Origin of the sequence: Stenotrophomonas sp. PvP093, assembly GCF_017876915.1 — a bacterium.
In the GTDB taxonomy this organism is placed as follows: domain Bacteria; phylum Pseudomonadota; class Gammaproteobacteria; order Xanthomonadales; family Xanthomonadaceae; genus Stenotrophomonas; species Stenotrophomonas muris.
Genome location: NZ_JAGIOX010000004.1, coordinates 3614098 through 3634152 on the forward strand (window position 1 = coordinate 3614098; position 20055 = coordinate 3634152).

At 67.6% G+C, this 20055-nt stretch carries 20 protein-coding genes; 15 read left to right on the plus strand and 5 right to left on the minus strand.

The genetic code is table 11. The features are described from left to right. Positions 1-389: 389 nt before the first annotated feature. Positions 390-1040, minus strand: a complete 651-nt coding sequence (locus tag J3A72_RS19470; protein ID WP_075077028.1) for a transposase — start codon at positions 1038-1040, stop codon at positions 390-392. 208 nt (positions 1041-1248) lie between these two features. On the opposite strand from J3A72_RS19470, the gene J3A72_RS19475 reads away from it, so the two are divergent. The 13 genes from J3A72_RS19475 to J3A72_RS19535 all read left to right on the plus strand — a co-directional run bounded on the left by J3A72_RS19475 (position 1249) and on the right by J3A72_RS19535 (position 14666). Then, complete coding sequence (locus J3A72_RS19475) at positions 1249-1788, plus strand: GNAT family N-acetyltransferase (RefSeq protein ID WP_014646266.1); 540 nt, start codon at positions 1249-1251, stop codon at positions 1786-1788. Further along, entirely contained in the window at positions 1785-2117 is a 333-nt protein-coding gene (locus J3A72_RS19480) for a non-heme iron oxygenase ferredoxin subunit (RefSeq protein ID WP_014646265.1), read from the plus strand. The genes J3A72_RS19475 and J3A72_RS19480 overlap by 4 nt, the downstream gene beginning before the upstream one ends. 176 nt (positions 2118-2293) lie before the next feature. Then, positions 2294-2695 carry a hypothetical protein gene (locus tag J3A72_RS19485; protein ID WP_041863144.1) on the plus strand — a complete coding sequence of 134 codons (402 nt, stop codon included), beginning with the start codon at positions 2294-2296 and terminating at the stop codon, positions 2693-2695. A gap of 151 nt (positions 2696-2846) precedes the next feature. Next, on the plus strand, positions 2847-5141 hold the full coding sequence (locus J3A72_RS19490) for a TonB-dependent receptor (protein WP_075077027.1): 2295 nt from the start codon (positions 2847-2849) through the stop codon (positions 5139-5141). A 68-nt stretch (positions 5142-5209) separates the two neighbouring features. After that, entirely contained in the window at positions 5210-5929 is a 720-nt protein-coding gene (locus J3A72_RS19495; protein ID WP_014646262.1) for a tetratricopeptide repeat protein, read from the plus strand. A 10-nt stretch (positions 5930-5939) separates the two neighbouring features. Beyond that, entirely contained in the window at positions 5940-6617 is a 678-nt protein-coding gene (locus tag J3A72_RS19500; protein WP_075077026.1) for a Fe2+-dependent dioxygenase, read from the plus strand. A 163-nt stretch (positions 6618-6780) separates the two neighbouring features. Next, positions 6781-7182, plus strand: coding sequence for a hypothetical protein (locus tag J3A72_RS19505; protein WP_075077025.1), 402 nt, complete (start codon positions 6781-6783; stop codon positions 7180-7182). A 145-nt stretch (positions 7183-7327) separates the two neighbouring features. Beyond that, positions 7328-9748: a TonB-dependent receptor gene (locus tag J3A72_RS19510; protein WP_075077024.1), complete on the plus strand. Its 2421-nt coding sequence runs from the start codon at positions 7328-7330 to the stop codon at positions 9746-9748. A gap of 191 nt (positions 9749-9939) precedes the next feature. Beyond that, positions 9940-10578 (plus strand): PepSY-associated TM helix domain-containing protein, encoded by a 639-nt coding sequence (locus J3A72_RS19515; protein ID WP_014646258.1) that lies wholly within the window; start codon positions 9940-9942, stop codon positions 10576-10578. A 26-nt stretch (positions 10579-10604) separates the two neighbouring features. Then, a complete protein-coding gene (locus tag J3A72_RS19520; RefSeq protein WP_005408420.1) occupies positions 10605-11123 on the plus strand; it encodes a DUF2271 domain-containing protein in 519 nt (172 codons plus the stop codon). A gap of 114 nt (positions 11124-11237) precedes the next feature. Further along, positions 11238-12041 carry a DUF4198 domain-containing protein gene (locus tag J3A72_RS19525; protein WP_049405594.1) on the plus strand — a complete coding sequence of 268 codons (804 nt, stop codon included), beginning with the start codon at positions 11238-11240 and terminating at the stop codon, positions 12039-12041. 52 nt (positions 12042-12093) lie between these two features. Continuing rightward, the gene (locus J3A72_RS19530) at positions 12094-13065 is read left to right on the plus strand and encodes an FAD:protein FMN transferase (RefSeq protein ID WP_046429359.1); all 972 of its coding nucleotides are present in this window, start codon (positions 12094-12096) and stop codon (positions 13063-13065) included. Further along, positions 13062-14666: a sulfite reductase subunit alpha gene (locus tag J3A72_RS19535; protein ID WP_075077023.1), complete on the plus strand. Its 1605-nt coding sequence runs from the start codon at positions 13062-13064 to the stop codon at positions 14664-14666. Before J3A72_RS19530 ends, J3A72_RS19535 begins: the two co-directional genes overlap by 4 nt. A gap of 147 nt (positions 14667-14813) precedes the next feature. Here J3A72_RS19535 and J3A72_RS19540 read toward each other — a convergent pair whose 3' ends face one another. The 4 genes from J3A72_RS19540 to J3A72_RS19555 form a co-directional block, all read right to left on the minus strand. After that, positions 14814-15422, minus strand: a complete 609-nt coding sequence (locus tag J3A72_RS19540; protein ID WP_049441065.1) for a HutD family protein — start codon at positions 15420-15422, stop codon at positions 14814-14816. A 34-nt stretch (positions 15423-15456) separates the two neighbouring features. After that, on the minus strand, positions 15457-16182 hold the full coding sequence (locus J3A72_RS19545) for a murein L,D-transpeptidase catalytic domain family protein (RefSeq protein WP_032957373.1): 726 nt from the start codon (positions 16180-16182) through the stop codon (positions 15457-15459). 17 nt (positions 16183-16199) lie between these two features. Next, positions 16200-17282, minus strand: a complete 1083-nt coding sequence (locus tag J3A72_RS19550) for a L,D-transpeptidase (protein WP_041863141.1) — start codon at positions 17280-17282, stop codon at positions 16200-16202. Between the two features lie 351 nt (positions 17283-17633). Further along, positions 17634-17960 (minus strand): helix-hairpin-helix domain-containing protein, encoded by a 327-nt coding sequence (locus tag J3A72_RS19555; protein ID WP_014036262.1) that lies wholly within the window; start codon positions 17958-17960, stop codon positions 17634-17636. A 199-nt stretch (positions 17961-18159) separates the two neighbouring features. On the opposite strand from J3A72_RS19555, the gene J3A72_RS19560 reads away from it, so the two are divergent. Both J3A72_RS19560 and J3A72_RS19565 read left to right on the plus strand, forming a co-directional pair. Next, positions 18160-19653 carry a M20 family metallopeptidase gene (locus J3A72_RS19560; RefSeq protein ID WP_075077022.1) on the plus strand — a complete coding sequence of 498 codons (1494 nt, stop codon included), beginning with the start codon at positions 18160-18162 and terminating at the stop codon, positions 19651-19653. A gap of 69 nt (positions 19654-19722) precedes the next feature. After that, entirely contained in the window at positions 19723-19992 is a 270-nt protein-coding gene (locus tag J3A72_RS19565) for a GlsB/YeaQ/YmgE family stress response membrane protein (protein WP_075077021.1), read from the plus strand. The last annotated feature ends 63 nt before the right edge of the window (positions 19993-20055 follow it).

The window sequence follows — 20055 nt, forward strand, 5'->3', positions numbered from 1 at the left end:
CACCGGGGTCAGATCCCTTTCGCGACGCGAAAGGGATCTGACCCCACCAGTATTCCCGACAGCCGCCGCTGCGACCGCAATGCCCGCTGGATCGCGACCAGATGAACGCGGCATACCGCCCGCAGCACACCGGGGTCAGATTCCTTTCGCCACGCGAAAGGGCTCTGACCCCACCAGCATTCCCAACAGCCGCCGTTGCAACTGCAATGTCCGCCGGATCGCGACCAGATGAACGCGGCATACTGCCCGTAGGACAGCGGGGTCAGATCCCTTTCGCCACGCGAAAGGGATCTGACCCCACCAGCATTCCCGACAACCGCCGTTGCGACCGCAATGCCCGCCGGATCGCGACCAGATGAACGCGGCATACCGCCCGCAGCACACCGGGGTCAGATCCCTTTCGCCACGCGAAAGGGATCTGACCCCACCAGCATTCCCGACAGCCGCCGTTGCGACTGCAATGCCCGCCGGATCGCCAGCAGATCCCCCGCCGGAATACCCGCCTCGATGAACTCCACATAGCGCCTGCACCGTTCATCCGCATCAGAACCCATCAGCTCAAATGCCGAATGCGGCTCGAGCAGCGCATTGGGCCTGCCACGCGCATTGGCACGATAGCTCGACCAGCGATAGTCACCGGGATGCGCCACCTTCCCCGCCCGAACCGGGTTGAGCTCGATGTAGCGCTGGCAAGCCAGCAGATAGCGATCCGTATCCACCACCGCGGAGTGGAAGCGCCCTTCCCATAACGTGCCGGTGCGGCCCTGCCGATCATTCACCCGACGTACGTAGGTCCGGTTCACGGCCTGCATCATCCGCGACAGCCCGCCGCAGAGATCAGGCGTTGCCAGAAGATGGACGTGATTGTCCATCAGCACATAAGCGTGGACCCGGCAGTGCCGCTGGTCTGCGTGATGACACAGCAGACGCAGGTAGGCCACGCGGTCGCCATCCGCAAAGAACACGGGCTGGCGATTGTTGCCGCGCTGGACGACATGTTGCGGATATCCGGGCGCATCGATGCGCCGTGGCCTTGGCATGGGCTGCTCCTGGTAGCAGGGGGTCAGGGCCCTTCGCTGCGCAAAGGGATCTGACCCCGAGCATCTGCCGATTCCGGGCCCGTGCCAGTCGGTCCATGGCCTGCCGTTGAGTCAGTAGATGCCGGGGTCAGATCCCTTTCGCGTTGCGAAAGGGATCTGACCCCACTCCCCCATTTGCGCCCGCCCACGCCCCACCTAGAATGGGGCCATGAGCACCCTGACCTTCCGCGCCGCCACGCCGGCCGACATCCCCGCCCTGATCGCCCTCGTCACCTCGGCCTACCGTGGCGACGCCAGCCGCGTTGGCTGGACCACCGAAGCCGACCTGCTGGATGGCGCCCGCATCGACGCCGAAGGCATCCAGGCCGACCTCGACCGCCCGCGCTCCACGATCCTGCTGGCCGAGCGCGAGGGCCAGCTGGTGGCCTGCGCCCACGTTGCCGACGTCGACGGCAACGGCTACTTCGGCATGTTCTCGGTCGATCCGGCCCAGCAGGGCGGCGGGGTCGGCAAGCAGCTGATGGACGCCGCCGAAGCGCACGCCGCACGCGAATGGAAGGTGCCGGTGATGCAGATGACGGTGATCGACGTACGCGACGAACTGATCGCCTTCTACGAGCGCCGCGGCTACCAGCGTACCGGCATCAAGAAGCCGTTCCCGTATGGCGACGAACGCTTCGGAATCCCCAAGCGCGACGACCTGCGCTTCGAGGTCCTGGAAAAGCCACTGGCCGGAGCCGCCGCGTGAGCGATACCTGGACCTTCGTGTGTGCCGGCAACGAGCTGCTGCCCGGTGAAATGAAGAGCGTGTTCGACGAAGTGACCGGCACGCCGATCGTGGTGTTCAACCTCGACGGCGAGCTGTACGCGCTGGAAGACCAGTGCACGCATGAGGAGTTCGAGCTGTCCTCGGGCGAGTTCAACACCGACGAAGGCAGCGTGGAATGCGTGCTGCACGGCGCGCGCTTCGACGTGCGCGATGGCCGCGCCCTGTGCGCCCCGGCCTATACGCCGGTACCCAAGTTCCCGGTGAAGCGCGAACACGACGCCGTCTGGACCCGCGACGACCGCGATTGAGGCGGCGTTCGGCCGCCGGCGACTCCGCCCAGGGGGTGGAAGCCAGCGGAGCGCGCTGAGAGGCGTTCAGTGGCCTCCCCGGGCATCCAGACCGCTCGCTCGCCCGCGCATATGCGAATCATTATCGTTGATGTTATCCTACGTAACATCTTCGTAACGACTCCGCCCCCTGCGCCATGGCTTTGCCCGCGCCCGCCGCCACGCTGTGCCAGCTTGCCCGCCATGGGTGGCCGTTGGCTGTGGCCCTGCTGCTGACGCTGCTGCTGGGCTGGTCGGCCCTGCACGAAGGGCGCGATGGACCCGCCACCTACGGCTGGCAGGCACACGCTGAAGATCTTCAGCAGGCCATGCCGATGCCGGCCCCGCCGGCGGACGAGTGCCCGCGCCATGCGGTGCCAGCACCGGAGCCGCCGCTGGATGGCGAGGGCACAACGCCCTGTACCGGACTGGCTCCCCCGCGCGCCGCCCTGGTCGCGCACGTTCCGCTGTGGCGCTCCGATGCCCTGCACTGGCAGCTGCACGATCCCGCACTGCGGTTGAACCCCGGCCACGCACCGCCTGCACCGCACGCCAGCTGAGGCGCCCTGCGGCCATTGCCGTGCGCCTGGAGTCGTCCGCTGCGTAGCCGAGCATCGGCTCGGCTCTACAGAAAACGCCCTCTACATGCCGTCGCGCTGTCTGCGCTTCGGCCCTCGCCCCTTTCCGATCCCAGCCACTACCACCCAAGCCATGACCCACATCACGTCCCGCAAGCGCGCCCCGCGCGTTTCCCTGCTCGCCACCGCCACCCTGGCCGCCGGCTTCGCGCCGTTGGCCGCACAGGCGGCCGACAGCGCTGACGCAGCCTCCTCCCGCAAGGCCACCGACCTGGACAAGGTGCAGGTGCGCGGCAGCTGGTTCAATCCGTCGTCACCGAAGTTCACCGCCGAGCTGCTGGACACCCCGAAGTCGGTGTCGATCGTCTCGGAAAAGCTGATCGCCGAAACCGGTGCGACCAACCTGCAGGATGCGCTGCGCATGGTGCCGGGCATCACCTTCGGTGCCGGCGAAGGCGGCAATCCGACCGGTGATCGCCCCTTCATCCGTGGCTTCGATTCGCAGAGCAACGTCTTCGTCGATGGCCTGCGCGACGTCGGCTCGCAGACCCGCGAGATCTTCGACCTGGAGCAGGTGGAAGTAGTCAAGGGCCCGAGCTCGGCCTACGGCGGCCGTGATTCCGGCGGTGGCAGCCTGAACCTTGTGAGCAAGACGCCGAAGCTGAAGAACGAGACCAGCGCCAGCATGGGCATCGGCACCGACAGCTACGCGCGCGGCACCGTGGACGCCAACTACGTGCTGGGCGATGGCATCGCCGCGCGCCTGAACCTGATGAAGCACGAATCGGACATCGCTGGCCGTGACGCCGCCAATGTCAGCCGCTGGGGTATCGCGCCGTCGATCGCGTTCGGCCTGAACGGCCCGGCCCAGCTGATCGCCAGCCACTACCACATGCAGAGCGATGACCTGCCGGACGCGGGTGGCTTCCCGTATGGCAACCCGAACGGTGCGCCGGCCTCGAAGTGGGTCGACGGCCGCCCGATGGTGCCGGACCGCAACAACTACTACGGCCTGGTCGACCGTGACTTCCAGCGTACCCGCGCCGACATCAGCACCCTGGATGCCAGCTACGACTTCGGCGGCCACAAGCTGCGCAACATCGCGCGCCTGGGCAACACCAGCAACGACTACCTGTGGACCCAGCCGGACGACAGCCAGGGCAACCCGAACAACTACGGCACCCTGTGGCGCCGGACCAACAGCCGTGCCGTCGACGTCAAGAGCTTCGCCGACCAGCTGGGCCTGACCGGTGCCTTCCAGACCGGTGCGCTCAAGCACAGCTACAGCGCGGGCGTGGAATACAGCGACGAGAAGATGACCCGCGGCAGCTATCTGATGACCCCGGGCACCAGCAACCCGCTCACCGGCAGCAGCAAGTGCCCGACCACCGGCGCGGCCACCGGCTACAACTGCACCGATTTCGCCAATCCGAACCCGCGCGATCCGTGGGCGGCCACCCATTCGGTGTACCGCAGCGACAAGGCACTGGACGTAGAGCAGCGCACCAGGACCACCTCGGCCTACGTGTTCGACACCATCGAGCTCAATGAGCAGTGGATGATCAACCTCGGCCTGCGCTACGACGACTTCCGCACCACCCTGACCACCCCGGTGGCCGGCAAGGCACCGACCCGCGTGCGCAACAGCAACGACTTCCTGAACTACCAGGCCGGCGTGGTGTTCAAGCCGGCCGCCAACGGCAGCATCTACCTGTCGTGGGGCACCTCCTCGACTCCGCCGGGCATGGACGGTGGTGATGGTTCGGACGGCCTGAGCGCCGCCGTGGCCGACCTCAAGCCGCAGGATACGAAGAACCTCGAGCTGGGCACCAAGTGGGACCTGTTCGACCAGCGCCTGAACCTCACCGCGGCGATCTTCCACACGGTGATGAACAACGCGCGCGTGACGGTCGACAACGGCACCAGCCGGAATGCCGGCAAGAAGGAAATCAACGGCTTCGAGCTGGGCTTCACCGGCCAGCTGACCGACGCCTGGAGCCTGTACGGCGGCTACACCTACCTGGACTCGGAACTGAAGGACAACGGCTTCGTCTGTGGTGCACCGGTCGGCCGCACCTGCCCGTCCAACGTCTACGTGCCCTCGCCGTACAACGGCAACGTATTCCCGAACACCGCCAAGCACAGCGCCAACCTGTGGACCACCTACCGCTTCCCCATCGGCCTGACCGTCGGTGCCGGTGCGTTCTACTCGGACAAGCAGTACGGTGACGTCGCCAACACCAAGTGGATCGCCAGCTACACCCGCTTCGACGCGATGGCCAGCTACGCGATCCAGGACAACATCAGCCTGCAGCTCAACGTGCAGAACCTGACCGACAAGACCTACTTCACCAAGGCCTATGCCTCGCACTACGCGAGCATCGCCCCGGGTCGCTCGACCACCCTGGCACTGAACGTGAAGTTCTGATGTAGCTTCGCTCCACCACGGCGGCAGGCTCTCCTGCCGCCGTTTTTGTTTCCGGCGATACTCACCCCATGGCAACCCGTACCCCCATCGACAGCGACGCCCTGGCCGAACTGCTGCAGCACGATCCGCAGGCCGCGTTCGCACGCGTGCGCGACGCTGCGCAGGCTGGGCAGGTCGATGCACAACTGCTGCTCGCGCAGATGCACATGGAAGGCAAAGGCACCGCGCAGGACGCCTCGGCGGCGCTGCTCTGGTACGAAACCGCCGCCAACAACGGCGCGCCGATGGCGATGAACATGCTCGGCCGCTGCCATGAGCTGGGCCACGGCACGGCGGTCAACCTGGCGCTGGCGGCGGTGTGGTACCGGCGCGCGGCCGACACCGGCCTGGACTGGGGCCTGTACAACCTGGCCAACCTGCTGGCCACCGGCCGCGGCATTGCGCAGGACCGCGCGCAGGCACTGGCCCTGTACACCCGTGCCGCGCACCTGGGCCACGCCAAATCGATGAACCTGCTGGCCCGCCACCTCGAAGACGGGCTGGATACCGCACCCGATCCGCAGGCGGCGCTGGCCTGGTACCAGCGCGCGGCCGAGGCCGGTGATTTCCGCGGCCAGGCCAACTACGCCTCGATCCTGCTGCAGGCCGGCCAGGTCGAGCAGGCCGTGCACTGGCTGCGGCTCGCACTGGCGCACGGCAGCCCGGCATTCATGGCGCACATCGTGCCGGAGCTGGCCGCGTCACCGCATCCACAGGTGCGCGCCCTGGTCGCACCGCCGTCCCTCTGAGGAGTCCCGCATGCTGCTGCACATCCCCGACATTCTCAGCGCCGACCAGGTCGCCGACTTCCGCCGCCGCCTCGACGCCGCCGACTGGACCGATGGCCGCGAAACCGTGGGGCATCTGGGCGCACAGGCCAAGCACAACCAGCAGCTGCCCGAGGCTTCGCCGCTGCGCCGCGAACTGGGCGAGATCATCCTCGGCGCGCTGGCCCGGCACCCGCTGTTCTTCAGTGCCGCGCTGCCGCTGAAGTACCTGCCACCACGCTTCAACCGCTACAGCGGTGGCGGCACCTATGGCTACCACGTCGATGGCGCGGTGATGAACCTGGCCAATGGCGAACAGCTGCGTTCGGACATCTCCTGCACCCTGTTCCTGTCGGCGCCGGACGAATACGAAGGCGGCGAGCTGATCATCAGCGATACCTACGGCGAGCACGAAGTGAAGCTGCCGGCCGGCGACCTGGTCGTGTATCCGTCCAGCAGCCTGCACCAGGTGCGGCCGGTCACCCGCGGCGCGCGCGTGGCCTCGTTCTTCTGGGTGCAGAGCATGATCCGCGACGATGTGCAGCGCCGCCTGCTGTGGGAAATGGATGGCGCGATCGAGCGCCTGCGGCAGACCGGCGGCGACGCCGAGGCGGTCCTGCAGCTGACCGGCGTGTACCACAACCTGTTGCGGCGCTGGAGCGAAGTCTGAGCCTTGCCGGGCCGGCCTGCGACATTTTGGCAATCATTCTCATTTGCAACAGCTAACAGCTCTCATTACAATCACGCCCCGTTGATGCCGGCCGCTGCCGGCAGCCCCAGGGAACCCCCGCTTGCTGCGCCCGCTTCGCCCTCGCCCACTCATCCATCGCAAGATGGGCACCGCCATGCGCGGCCAGCGTCCTGCGCTGGCCAGCCTGCTGGCGTGGGTGGCAATGCTGGCGTTGCTGCTGGGCACCCTGCCGCTGCTGCCACAGGCCCAGGCCGGAATGGCCGTGCAGATGCCACTGGAAGAACGTGGCGGCGAAACACCCCTGCAGGAAGAGGCGCCGGCCAAGCTGCGCCGCTGCGCCTCCGCTCCGGTGAAGGCGGCCGAGAAGGCACGCCCGCCGTTGCTGCTGGCCAGCCACTGGCTGCGCACTGAGCTCGACCTCGTACCCGCCATGCCGGCCATGCCCGGCGTGCGCCCGGACTGGCCGCTGGCCGCTCCGGACACGCCCTGGGCCGATGCGCCCGGGCGCCGTCAGCAACGCGGCCAGGCGCCGCCGCTCGCCTGATCCACGGCCCGACGTGACCGCCTGCGCGGTCGCGCCTGCACGCCGCTGCCTGCTTCATCCCTGCCGCCCCTGGCCGGCCCTTCCGTGCCTGCCGCGCCCTTCGCGCACGGCACCGCGCCACCCTGCATCCTTCGAGGTAACTGCCATGGCCCAGCGCCATCGTGTCCGTTCGTCCCTGTCCCGTACCCTGCTGACCAGCGCCGTGCTGGCGGCTTTCGCCAGCCCCGCCTTCGCCCACGGTGACGCCGCAGGCGCGCCGCAGACGCTGGACAAGGTGGTGGTCACCGCCGCCGGCTTCGAGCAGAAGGTGATCGATGCCCCGGCCAGCATCAGCGTGGTCAGCCGCGAGGAACTGAGCAAGCGCCCGTACACCAGCCTGGTCGATGCGCTGCGCGACGTCGAAGGCATCGACGTCGGCCTGGAAGCGACCGACAAGAACGGCCGCGCCACCGTGTCGCTGCGCGGCCTGCCGTCCGAGTACACCCTGGTGCTGATCGACGGCCGCCGCCAGAGCAATGTCGGCCAGATCTATCCGAACAACTTCGGTGGCGGCCAGTTCGCCTACCTGCCCCCGCTGGACGCGATCGAACGCATCGAGGTCGTGCGCGGGCCGATGTCCACGCTGTACGGTTCGGACGCGATGGGCGGTGTCATCAACATCATCACCCGCCGCAACCAGGACAGCTGGCACGGTTCGGTCAGCCAGGGCTTCACCGTGCAGCAGGACGACCAGTTCGGCGATGCACGCACCACCGACCTCTACCTCAGCGGCCCTTTGCTGAAGGAGCGCCTCAGCCTGGCAGTACGCGGCAGCTACTACGACGCGAAGGCTTCCAACCCGGAATGGGATGCGTTGTCCCTGCCCGACGGCACCCTGTGGGAGCGCAGCATCGGCTTCGGCGGTGGTGGCAAGTCGGTGGCCAACACCAACTGGAACAGCGGCGTGCGGTTGGACGTCCGCATCAACGACGATCACGATCTGTGGCTGGACTACGACGTGTCGCGGCAGAAGTTCGACAACAGCGAAGGCCAGACCGGCACCCTCGACAGCCTGGCCAGCCTGTGGCGCGTCGGCAATGCCGTCATTCCCAACCCGAACGGCAGCGGTACCGTCACCCGTCGCGTGGTGCAGCCGCGCGTGGGCTACACCGCCTACCAGCGCTACGAACGCGACCAGTTGTCGCTGACCCATCAGGGCCGCTACAGCTTCGGTACCTGGCAGACCTCGCTGACCCACAGCAAGAGCAGCAACCTGGGCCGTTCGCTGCCGCTGACCCTGGAAGAGCGCGCCAACCTGCAGACGCTTTGGAATGACGTCTGCCGCCGCACCGGTGCTGCCAACAACTGTGCGGCCGGCCGCGGCAACGCCCTGGTTGCCCTCAACCCGAGCGAGATGGCGCGCCTGCAGGCGTTCCTGCCGCGCCCGCTGCGCACCATGGAACTGGAAGGCTACGTGCTCGACACGATGCTCGACCTGGACTTCGGCGCGCACACGCTGACCGTGGGCGGCCAGTACAACGACACTGACATGGTCGACGGTGTGTTCGGCATGGATGGCGCCGGCTACCGCAGCAACGTCAAGCAGACGCACCGCATGTGGGCGCTGTTCGCCGAGGACAACTGGGCGCTGACCGACACCCTCACCGCCACCTTCGGCCTGCGCTACGACGACCACAACGTATTCGGCAGCCATGTCAGTCCGCGTGGCTACCTGGTGTGGAATGCCAGCGATGCGTGGACCTTCAAGGGCGGCGTCAGCACCGGCTACAAGACCCCGCGTCCGGACCAGCTGTTCCCGGGCATCACCGGCTTCGGTGGCCAGGGCGTGCTGCCACTGGTCGGTTCGCCGAACCTCAAGCCGGAAACCAGCACCAACTACGAGCTGGCCGCTTACTACGAAGGCCAGCGCTGGGGCTTCAACGTCACCGGCTTCTTCAACACGTTCGAAGACAAGATCGCCAGCGGCGGCACCTTTGCGAACTGCGAAGTGGCCCGCGCCGGCAGCGGCTACTGCGTGGACATCGGCCCGGGCTGGGCGGCACTGGGCTACAGCACGTTCACCCAGAGCGTGAACATCGACAAGGCCGAGACCCGCGGTGCCGAACTGGCCGCGCATGTCGACCTGCTCGACACCCTGCAGCTGCGCGGCAACTACACCTGGACCAGGAGCGAGCAGACCAGCGGCGCGCAGAAGGGCCTGCCGATCAGCGGCACGATGCCGGCCAGGCACATGGCCAATGCAAGCCTCAACTGGCAGGTCAACGAAGCGATCAGCCTGTCGCTGATCGGCGAAGGCCGCTACGACCGCTACCGCGACACGTTGCTGGACGCCAACGGCGCCAGCCACACCCGCTACTACGAGGACTACACCATCTTCCATCTCGGTGGCAGCTGGAAGGCCACGCCATGGCTGACGGTGAACGCGCGGGTCAACAACCTGTTCGACAAGGACTTCGTTTCGCAGTCGTGCCTGCTGATCAGCCAGAGCGAGTTCAACTGCGTGGACGACTACGCGACCAAGGACCAGCGCCGCAGCTACTGGATCTCGTTGAACGCGAAGTTCTGATCGCCGCGCCCGGCCCCGGTGGGTGCCGACCTTGGTCGGCACCGCTTCATCCACGCGTGGCGTGGATCTACCGATCGGTAGTGCCGGCCGCTGGCCGGCAATCGCCCTCCAGCGATACAGAACGACACGCAATTGCGAGCTATTCTCATCAATGATGTAATGGGCAGTCCCCGTCCGCCTCGAACCGTGCCGTGAGCCGTCCTGCCTCTTCCACCGTGGCGCAGCAACAGAACCGTGGCTTCTGGCTGCGGACGCTGCACCAGTGGCACTGGATCAGCTCGGCGGTGTGCCTGATCGGCATGCTGCTGTTCGCGGTGACCGGCCTGACCCTCAACCACGCCGCGAAGATCGAAGCCAAACCCCAGGTGCAGAACCAGCATCTGGAACTGCCGGCCGATCTGCTCGGCCAGCTCGGCACGCGCGAAAACGGCAATGCACCGATCCCGCGCCCGGCCCGGCACTGGCTGGACACGCAGCTGGGCATCGCCATCGGCGGGCGCCCGGCAGAGTGGTCGGCCGAGGAGATCTACCTGTCGCTGCCGCGCCCCGGCGGCGACGCCTGGCTGAGCATCGATCGCGGGACCGGCGCGGTGGAGTACGAATCAACCTCGCGCGGCGCGGTGTCCTACCTCAACGACCTGCACAAGGGCCGCAACGCGGGCCCGGCGTGGGGCTGGTTCCTGGACCTGTTCGCCGTGGCCTGCCTGGTGTTCTGCATCACCGGCCTGTTCCTGCTGCACCTGCATGCACGCCAGCGGCGCATGACCTGGCCGCTGGTCGGCCTCGGCCTGATGATTCCGCTGCTGATCGCCCTGCTGCTGATCCACTGACTTTCCTTCGTTTCCGGAGCCGCCCCATGCGCGTCACCCTGACCATCGCCCTCAGCGGCCTGCTGGCCACCTCGCCGGCGTACGCCACCACCCTCGACATCAACGTCGAAGTGCCCAAGCTCAACGTGGCCGAGTACCACCGCCCGTACGTGGCGGTGTGGCTGGAAGGCGCCGACCAGAAGGTCGCGGCCAACCTGTCGGTCTGGTACCAGCAGACCAGCAACAGCGAAGGCCACGGCACCAAGTGGCTGCCCGACCTGCGCCAGTGGTGGCGCAAGAGCGGCCGCACCCTGCAGGTGCCGGTGGACGGCGTGACCGGCCCGACCCGCCCGGCCGGCAAGCACGCGCTGTCGTTCAACGACAGGCAGCCGGCACTGAAGCAACTGGCCCCGGGCAACTACACCCTGGTGGTGGAAGCGGTGCGCGAAGTCGGTGGCCGCGAACTGCTGAAGATCCCCTTCACCTGGCCGGCCACCGCCGCGCAGAACGGCAAGGCGCAGGGCGCCACCGAACTGGGCCAGGTCACCCTCGCCGTCAAACCCTGACCGCTCATCCGGGTCAGAGCCCTTCCTGCGGAAGGGATCCGACCCCGGGGTCGGATCCCTTTCCCGCGGAAAGGGCTCTGACCCCACCCATCCGCATCCACTGGAGTCTTCCGCATGAAGCGCACGCTCGTCCTCGCCGCCGCCCTGGCCGCTGCCCTTCCCTTCTCCGCCCTGGCCCACAAGGCCTGGCTGCTGCCCTCGCAGACCGTGATCGCCGGCAACGCGCCGTGGATCACCGTCGACGGTGCGGTCTCCAACGATCTGTTCTACTTCAACCACGTGCCGCTGCGCCTGGAATCGCTGGTGATCACCGCGCCGGACGGCAGCACCGTGCAGCCGCAGAACGCGTCGACCGGCAAGTACCGCAGCGTGTTCGACATCGAACTGAAGCAGTCGGGCACTTACCGCATCGCGTCGGTCAATGACGGCCTGTTCGCCACGTACGAGCAGAACGGCGAGCGCAAGCGCTGGCGCGGCAGCGTGGCTACCTTCGGTGAACTGCCGAAGGATGCGAAGAAGCTGGAAGTGAGCCAGTCGATCGGCCGCGTGGAGACCTTTGTCACCAACGGTGCGCCGAACGACACCGCGCTGAAGCCGACCAACCGTGGCATCGAGCTGGTCGCCGTCGGCCACCCGAATGACCTGTTCGCCGGCGAGGAAGCCACCTTCCGCGTGCTGGTCGATGGCAAGCCGACCGCCGGCCTGCAGTTCGAGATCGTGCGTGGCGCCACCCGCTACCGCAACGCGCAGGACGAGCTGAAGCTGACCAGCGATGCCAAGGGTGAGATCAAGGTGACCTGGCCGGAAGCCGGCATGTACTGGCTGGAGACCGGCACCGAGGACAACAAGACGTCGGTGAAGCAGGCCGCCAAGCGCCGCCTGAGCTACGTCGCCACGCTGGAAGTGCTGCCGCAGTAATGTGGACCGCGATGCCGGGCATTCCCCGGCATCGCCACCGCAACGCATCACCATGACCGATTCCCATCTCGACATCGCCCGCCTCGGTGGCACCACCATGGGCACCACCTGGAGCGTGTCGCTGGTCGCGTCGCGCCAGCGCGACCTGCACCCGCTGCACGCCGGCATCCAGGCGCGGTTGGACGACGTGGTCGCGCAGATGAGCACCTGGGAGCCCGGCTCGGATCTGAGCCGCTACAACCGCGCCGACGCTGGCCAATGGTGCGTGCTGCCGGCGGAGACCCGCCACGTTGTGACCTGCGCACAGGCCATCGCTGCCGCCAGTGACGGCGCCTTCGATCCCACCATCGGTCCGCTGGTTGCACTGTGGGGCTTCGGTGCACATGCCGGTGAACGCCGCCAGCCCGACGCCGCTACCCTGCAGGCCACCCGTGAGCGTTGCGGTTGGCAGCGCCTGCAGTGGCAGGATGATGCGCTGCTGCAACCGGGCCGGCTGGAACTGGATCTCTCTGCGATCGCCAAGGGCTTCGGCGTCGACCACGTCGCCGCCTGGCTGCGTAGGCAAGGGATTGCGGCGGCGCTGATCGAAGTGGGTGGCGAACTGGCCGGCTACGGCAGAAAACCGGACGGCCAACCGTGGCGCGTGCTGGTGGAATCCGCACCGGAAGAGGATGTGCACACCGAAACCCCGCCACGGGTGCTGGCGCTGGACGGCAAGGCGGTGGCCACTTCGGGCGATCGCTGGCACCAGTACCAGGCCGATGGCGAGGCCTACAGCCACAGCCTCGACCCGCGTACGGGCAGGCCGGTGCAGCAGGTCGCCGCAGCGGTCACCGTCGTGGCCGACGACGCCATGCACGCCGATGCCTGGGCTACCGCACTGACCGTGCTGGGTCGCGAACAGGGCATGGCGCTGGCCGAGCGCGAAGGACTGGCCGCGCGCTACCTGCAACGCACCGCAGACGCCCCGCAGGAATTTCTCAGCAGCGCCTTCCAGCGCCTGCTCGACGGGCAGGACGCATGAGCACTCGGCCATCGCGTGCGTGGCTCGGCAACACACTTGTACTGATCGTACTGGCGCTGATCGCCTGGGCGCTGCTGCGCCTGCACCTCGGCGACGCCTGGTGGCAGGGCGCACCGCCGGCACGGCAATCGCAGATCGCCATCATCGCCACCGCGCTGTACGCGCTGGCCTGCGCAGCCCTGTGGTGGCGCACTCGTCCGCGCGATGATGCGGCGTCCGCCGATACCGCGCCGCTCCTGCTGGTCTGGTCCAGCCAGACCGGCTTTGCCCGCGAACTGGCCGAACGCAGTGCCGAGGCCCTGCGTGGTGCCGGCGTGCCGGTGCGTGTGCGCGGATTGCACCAGGTGGATGCAGCGTTGCTGGCCGACAGCCAGCGCGCGCTGTTCATTGCCAGCACCACCGGCGAAGGCGATCCGCCCGACCACGCCCTGCCGTTCCTGCGCGGGGTGATGGCCACGCCGCCTCCGTTGCAGCATCTGCAGTACGGCGTGCTCGCGCTGGGCGACCGCAGCTATGGCCACTTCTGCGGATTCGGCCACCAGCTGGACCAGTGGCTGCGCCAGCATGGCGCGCACCCGCTGTTCGATGCGATCGAGGTCGACAATGCCGATCCGGCGGCGCTGCGACATTGGCAGCAGTTGCTGGGACAACTTGGCGGAGGCGCCACTGAACTGCCTGACTGGAGCCCGGCCGAGTATCAGCCGTGGACGTTGCTGCAACGCCAGCATCTGAATCCGGGCAGCCCCGGCGGCCCGGTGTACCGGGTGCGCCTGCAGCCACCGCCTGGCGTCGATGTGCAGTGGCAGGCCGGCGACATCGCCGAGATCGGCCCGCAGCACCCACGCCACAGCGCGCGCGCCTGGCTCGATGCACAGGGCTTCAATGCAGACACCATGCTGGATGACGGGCAGGCGTTGCTGGCCCGTATCGAGCGCTCACATCTGCCATCGCTGGTTCCCCCGGGTGATCTGCCCGCACTGCTGGCAACCCTGCAACCGCTGCCGCATCGCGAGTACTCGATCGCCTCGGTGATGGCCGACGGCGCGGTGGAGCTGCTGGTGCGCCGCCAACTGCGCGCCGACGGTACACCCGGCATCGGCAGCGGCTGGCTGTGCGACCACGCGCCCATCGGCGAACCGGTGCAACTGCGGCTGCGCCGCAACGACAATTTCCATGGCGTGCCCGCCGATGTACCGCTGCTGCTGATCGGCAACGGCACCGGCATCGCCGGCCTGCGCGCGCACCTGCACGAACGTGCCCAGCGTGGCGCGCGCCGCACCTGGCTGCTGTTCGGCGAGCGCACCGCCGCGCACGACTTCCATTTCGGCGAAGAACTGCAGGCGATGCTGGCCAGCGGCACGCTGGCACGGCTGGATGCAGTGTTCAGCCGCGACGGCGGCGCGCATCGCTATGTGCAGGACCGGCTGCAGGCCGAAGCGGCGACGCTGCGGCAGTGGGTCGATGAAGGCGCGACGATCCTGGTCTGCGGCAGCCTGCAGGGCATGGCCCCGGGCGTGGATGCAGTGATCGAGCGGGTGCTGGGTACCGCAGGCAAGGAAGCGATGCTGCTGGCCGGTCGTTACCGGCGCGATGTGTATTGAACGAACCGTCGGGGTCGGTTCCCTTTCCGCAGGAAAGGGCTCTGACCCCAACCACAGCCGCACCATGACGGCGTGCCCAGGCATGGTGGCAACCGCACGGCAGTAGATCCACGCCATGCGTGGATGGCGCCCACCGGCGCCCAGGAATCATGCTCCCGCCGCGCTCACCCGTATCGCCAACAACTCGCCACCACCGCTGAGCGCATGCCGTTGCCTCTCGCCCGCCGCCAACCACGCGGTGTCTCCCGCCTGCAGCGCCGGCAGGCCACTATCGGCACCGAACTGCGCCTGTCCGGCCAGCAGATGCAGCGCCCACGCAACGCCCGGTTCGCAGAAGAAGAACATCGATCCCACCAGCGGCCGGTGCAGCAGTTCGGCCTGCAGCAGCTCGCGCTTCCACATCAGGTTGAAGTCGTGGGTGGTGCCATCGACCAGTTCACCGTGCAGCGCTTCTTCACCGGCAAAGCGCACCCGCCCGTGCGGCGGCAGCACCTGGGCCACGCGGCCATCCTCGAAACGCAGGCGCACGCCATTGCCCTGCAGCAGCACCAGTTCTCGCTCCACGCCGGGGAAGGTGGAGAACGCAGCGTCCTGCTCGATCTCGGCCACCGACAGGCGCAGCGCCCAGTCATCACCCTGTGCGGGCAGGCGCAGGATCTCGCGGGTCCAGCCAAGTCCATTCCGCCAGCGTTCGCGACGATAGTCCAGGCTGGAAATGACCTGGCTCGGAGTGTGCAACAGGGAGTCGACGTTCATCGGCGCATTGCATCACGCCACGCGCCATCATGCATCACCGCGTAGCGAGCGTGCCCTGGCCACCGCATCCGCCGGCCAGCAGCTGCGAGTGCTTCAGCCAATCCTGGTCAGGGTAGTAAGCAAACACCATCGTGCCGCCACGCAACGCATCGATCAGCGGCTTGGCCACCGAAAGGCGCACCGCCGGGCAACCCAGGCTGCGACCCAAGCGCCCCTGTAGCTGCGCGGTGGCCGGGTTCACGTACGGCGCACCGTGGATGACGATCGCGCGTTCGCGCGCACGGTCGTTGAAGCCCGGCTCCAGCCCGGCCAGGCGCAGCGAATATCCATTACCGCCCATGTAGGTCTCCTGCGCGGTAAACGCGCCGAGGCTGGACATGAAACTCCCATCGCGGTTGGAGAAGTGCTGGGTGCGGTTCTCGCCGCTGTTGCGGCCATGCGCCACCCATTCCTCGAACAGCAGGCGCTGGTGGGCCAGGTCGAACACCCACAGGCGCGGCTCGGTGGACGGCCGCGAATAATCGATCACGCTGAGACGATCACCGTTGATGCCCAGCTCCGGCCGCTGCAACGCACAGCGCATGGCGTGCGCCGCCAGCTGCAACACGTGGCGGTCGGCCTTGGGCGCACTGCGCGACAGCAAGGCAGCCAGATCATCAGCGCTGGTGGCAAGGGCGGGCGTCTGTGCCAGCGCCGGGGCGCTGGCCGAGGTCGCCAGCAGGCCGAACGCGGCCAGCCGGCACAGGCGGGATGCAGTCATGGGCACAACGAGGGGACTCAGTTGCCCTTGAGGGTGGACCCTGGCGGCTCGGATTCCAAGACCGGCTGCATTCCGGATTCAGCCGGGCTTGGGCGGACCGCCGGCAACGAGGTCACCAGCAGGGTCGTGCCCGGCACCAGCACCTGGTACAGCTGGCGGGCAAAATCGGCCGGCAGCGCCATTGGCAACGAGGGCGTGGCCAGCAGGTCCGGGGTGGCCTGGGCACGATCCTGGCCCAGCAGCGGATAGGCCGTCCACTGGTGCAGGCGCTGGTTCACGTCCAGCGGGCTGGGCGTATCGCTGTAGCCCTGCCCCATCACGAACAGCGTGGTGCCCTGGAATGCGGGCAGGGCGTCGGCCTTCAGCGGCGACTCGCCGATCATCACGCCATCGCGCAGCACGTACAGGCGCTGGTCATGCAGGCTGACCAGGATGCCGACCTGCCCGGCCGGGGCTGCGCTGTCGTCCCACCAGGCCTGCGCCGGGGCCCCGCCCTCGGTTTCCGGCAAAGCCTGGCCGCGCGCGTTGACCGGGGCCAGCACCGAAGGATAGGCCAGGGTCATCGGCGAACTCTTGGCGTCGGCCACCACCACCGTATCGCCGCGCTGGGTTTCGCTGAACAGCTTCTGCGCGAACGCCTGCGGCAGGCGCACGCAGCCATGCGAGGCCGGATGCCCGGGCAGGCTGCCGCCATGCAGGGCGATGCCATCCCAGGTCAGCCGCTGCATGTAGGGCATCGGCGCGCTGTTGTAGAGGTTGGACCTGTGGTCCTTGTCCTTCTGCAGGATGGTGAATACGCCGGTCGGCGTCTCGTGCCCGGCCTTGCCCGAGCTGATCGTGGTCAGGCCGATGGCGATGCCGTTGCGGTAAACGTAGGCACGCTGCTCATCGAGGCTGACCACCAGCACGATCGGGCCGGTCGGCGAGATTTCCGGATGCCACAGGTACTCGCCCGGTTTCAGGTCGGTCGGCCCGCGCACGTCGGCGGTGCTGGCTTCGGCCGCAGGCTTGGCTGTCGGCGTCGGCGCAGCGGCATGGGCCAGCAGTGGCAGGGTCAGTGCCAGGGCGAGCATCAGGGTCGTGGGGCGGTGCACAAGCATCCAGCGGGGTCCTTTCCATGCGGAGCGGCCACCGTACACCATCGGCCCGTGGTGGCCGCGGCAAAACCAGGCGCCGGAAATGAAATTGCCCGGCGACACAGCCATGTGTCGTACCGGGCAATCGTTACGTCCTTGTCGGCCTGCTGCCGCCCCCTCGCATCCTGCGCTGTGGGGGTAGCGTTGCATCCTGCACGCGGCCGCGTCTGTCCTGTTTGTATCTCAGCCCCTTCCACAGGTCTGTGATGCCACCATCCTGGTGATTGGTGCCGCGTCCTGCGGCGGTCGGTGGTCACGGCCTTCCTGTCCGTGACCGGTGAACCAGCCTCCTGCCGGTTCCGACGATTCCTGCTGTCAGCGCCTGGGTACGGTCCGCACCGGTACCGATCCGGGTACCGGATCCGCCGGCAACAACCTGTTGCCTACGGTGATCCGCTGTCGATTCCGTTCGACGATCGCTTTCCCTATTCCCTTCACCTGCGTCAGGTCCTCGACGCGATGAAACGGGCCGTGTCTGCGCCGGTGCTCGACGATCGCCTCGGCCTTGGCGGCTCCGACCATCGTCAATCCCTGCTGCAGCGCCTGGGCATCGGCGCGGTTGATGTCGATCGGTTCGGCGGCATGCGCCCCAGCGATCCCCACTACCAGCACCAGCGCCCTCAACACGACAAACCAAGGCACGACGTGTATCTCCCTGTGATTCTGGCCGCCCCGACCGGCAATCCCGTCGGCAGGAACAGTGTCCGTCACCACATGTGCACAGCCTATCGGTTTCCCGGATTTCCGTAAGCCAGCCAAATACCCGACGTGATGTAGGAAAAACCCTACCCGCGGCACAGGCGTAGAATGGCCGGATCAGCCCATGCAACCGGAGTTTCAGATGGACAGCGCCAAGCTCGGCCAATTCGTCAATGACAAGTGGGACAGCGAAATCGTCCCGCAGTTGGTCGACTACATCCGCATTCCCAACAAGTCGCCGATGTTCGACGCCAATTGGGTGCAGAACGGCTACATGGAACAGGCGGTCACCCTGATGGAGAACTGGGCCAAGGCCCAGCAGCTGCCCGGCCTGAAGGTTGAAGTGGTGCGCCTGGAAGGCCGTACCCCGCTGATCTTCCTGGAAATTCCGGCTACCGGCGCCGAAACCGGCGACGACACCATCCTGCTCTATGGCCACCTGGACAAGCAGCCGGAAATGACCGGCTGGGACGACGACCTCGGCCCGTGGACCCCGGTCCTGCGCGGCGACAAGCTGTATGGCCGCGGCGGTGCGGACGACGGCTACGCGATCTTCGGCTCGCTGGCTGCGGTACTGGCACTGCAGGCCCAGGGCCTGCCGCACGCCCGCTGCGTGGTGCTGATCGAAGCGTGTGAAGAGTCCGGCAGCTATGACCTGCCGGCCTACGTCGACCACCTGGCCGACCGCATCGGCAAGCCGTCGCTGGTGGTCTGCCTGGATTCGGGCTGCGCCAACTACGACCAGCTGTGGTGCACCACCTCGCTGCGCGGCCTGACCGGCGGCAATTTCACCGTGAAGGTGCTCAACGAAGGCGTGCATTCCGGCGATGCCTCCGGCGTGATCCCGTCCAGCTTCCGCCTGCTGCGCCAGATCCTTTCGCGCATCGAGGACCAGGACACCGGCCGCATCCTGATCGACGGCATGAACGTGGAGATCCCGGCCGAGCGCCTGGAACAGGCCAAGCGTGCCGCCGAAGTGGTGGATACCGAGATCTTCGAGAAGTTCCCGATGGTCGACGGCCTGCGCCCCATGAACGAGGACCTGGCCGAGCTGGTGCTCAACCGCACCTGGCGCCCGGCGCTGTCGGTCACCGGCGTCGGTGGCATGCCGCCGCTGGAATCGGCCGGCAACGTGCTGCGTCCGCAGACCTCGGTGAAGCTGTCGCTGCGCCTGCCGCCGACCGCCGATGGCAAGACCTGCGGCGAGCTGCTGAAGGAAGCACTGCTGCGCGACCCGCCGAACGGCGCGCAGGTCACCCTGGACCTGGAAAAGGCCTCCACCGGCTGGAATGCCCCGGCGATGGCGCCGTGGCTGACCCAGGCCATCGACGACGCCAGCCAGGCCTTCTTCGGCAAGCCGGCGATGTACATGGGCGAGGGCGGCTCGATCCCGTTCATGGGCATGCTGGGCGAGAAGTTCCCGGGCGCGCAGTTCATGATCACCGGCGTGCTCGGCCCGCACTCCAATGCGCATGGCCCGAACGAGTTCCTGCACATCCCGATGGGCAAGAAGGTCACCGCCTGCGTGTCCAAGGTGATCAGCGAGCACTACGCCGCCAGCCTGCGCGGCGAGACCAGCGGCTCGCCGGTGGCTGCCGACAGCGGCACCCGCCACGGCGACCACGGCTGCTGCTGATCCGGCACTCGTGACGGACGCAGCCTGGCCTTGCTAGGCTGCGTCCACACTCAAGCGGAATCCGCGCGCATGAATGGTCTGTTCGGCAGCAGCAGCTGGCTGTACATCCTGCTGGTCGGCTTCTTCGTCGGCCTGCTCGGGCGTTTCTTCATGCCCGGCAACAACCGCATGGGCTGCCTGCTGACCATCGTGCTGGGCATCCTTGGTGCCCTGCTGGCCGGTTGGTTCGGCCAGTACATGGGCTGGTACGCCCCCGGCGAACCGGCCGGTTTCCTCGGCGCGGCGGTGGGCGCGGTGGCCGTGCTGGCCGTCCTGCGCCTGTTCAGCGGTCGCCGCTGACGCCGCTCCCCCTTCCCTTCCTGTTGCCGACGTTGGCGCGCCCGGCGCGCCCGGATATGCCCG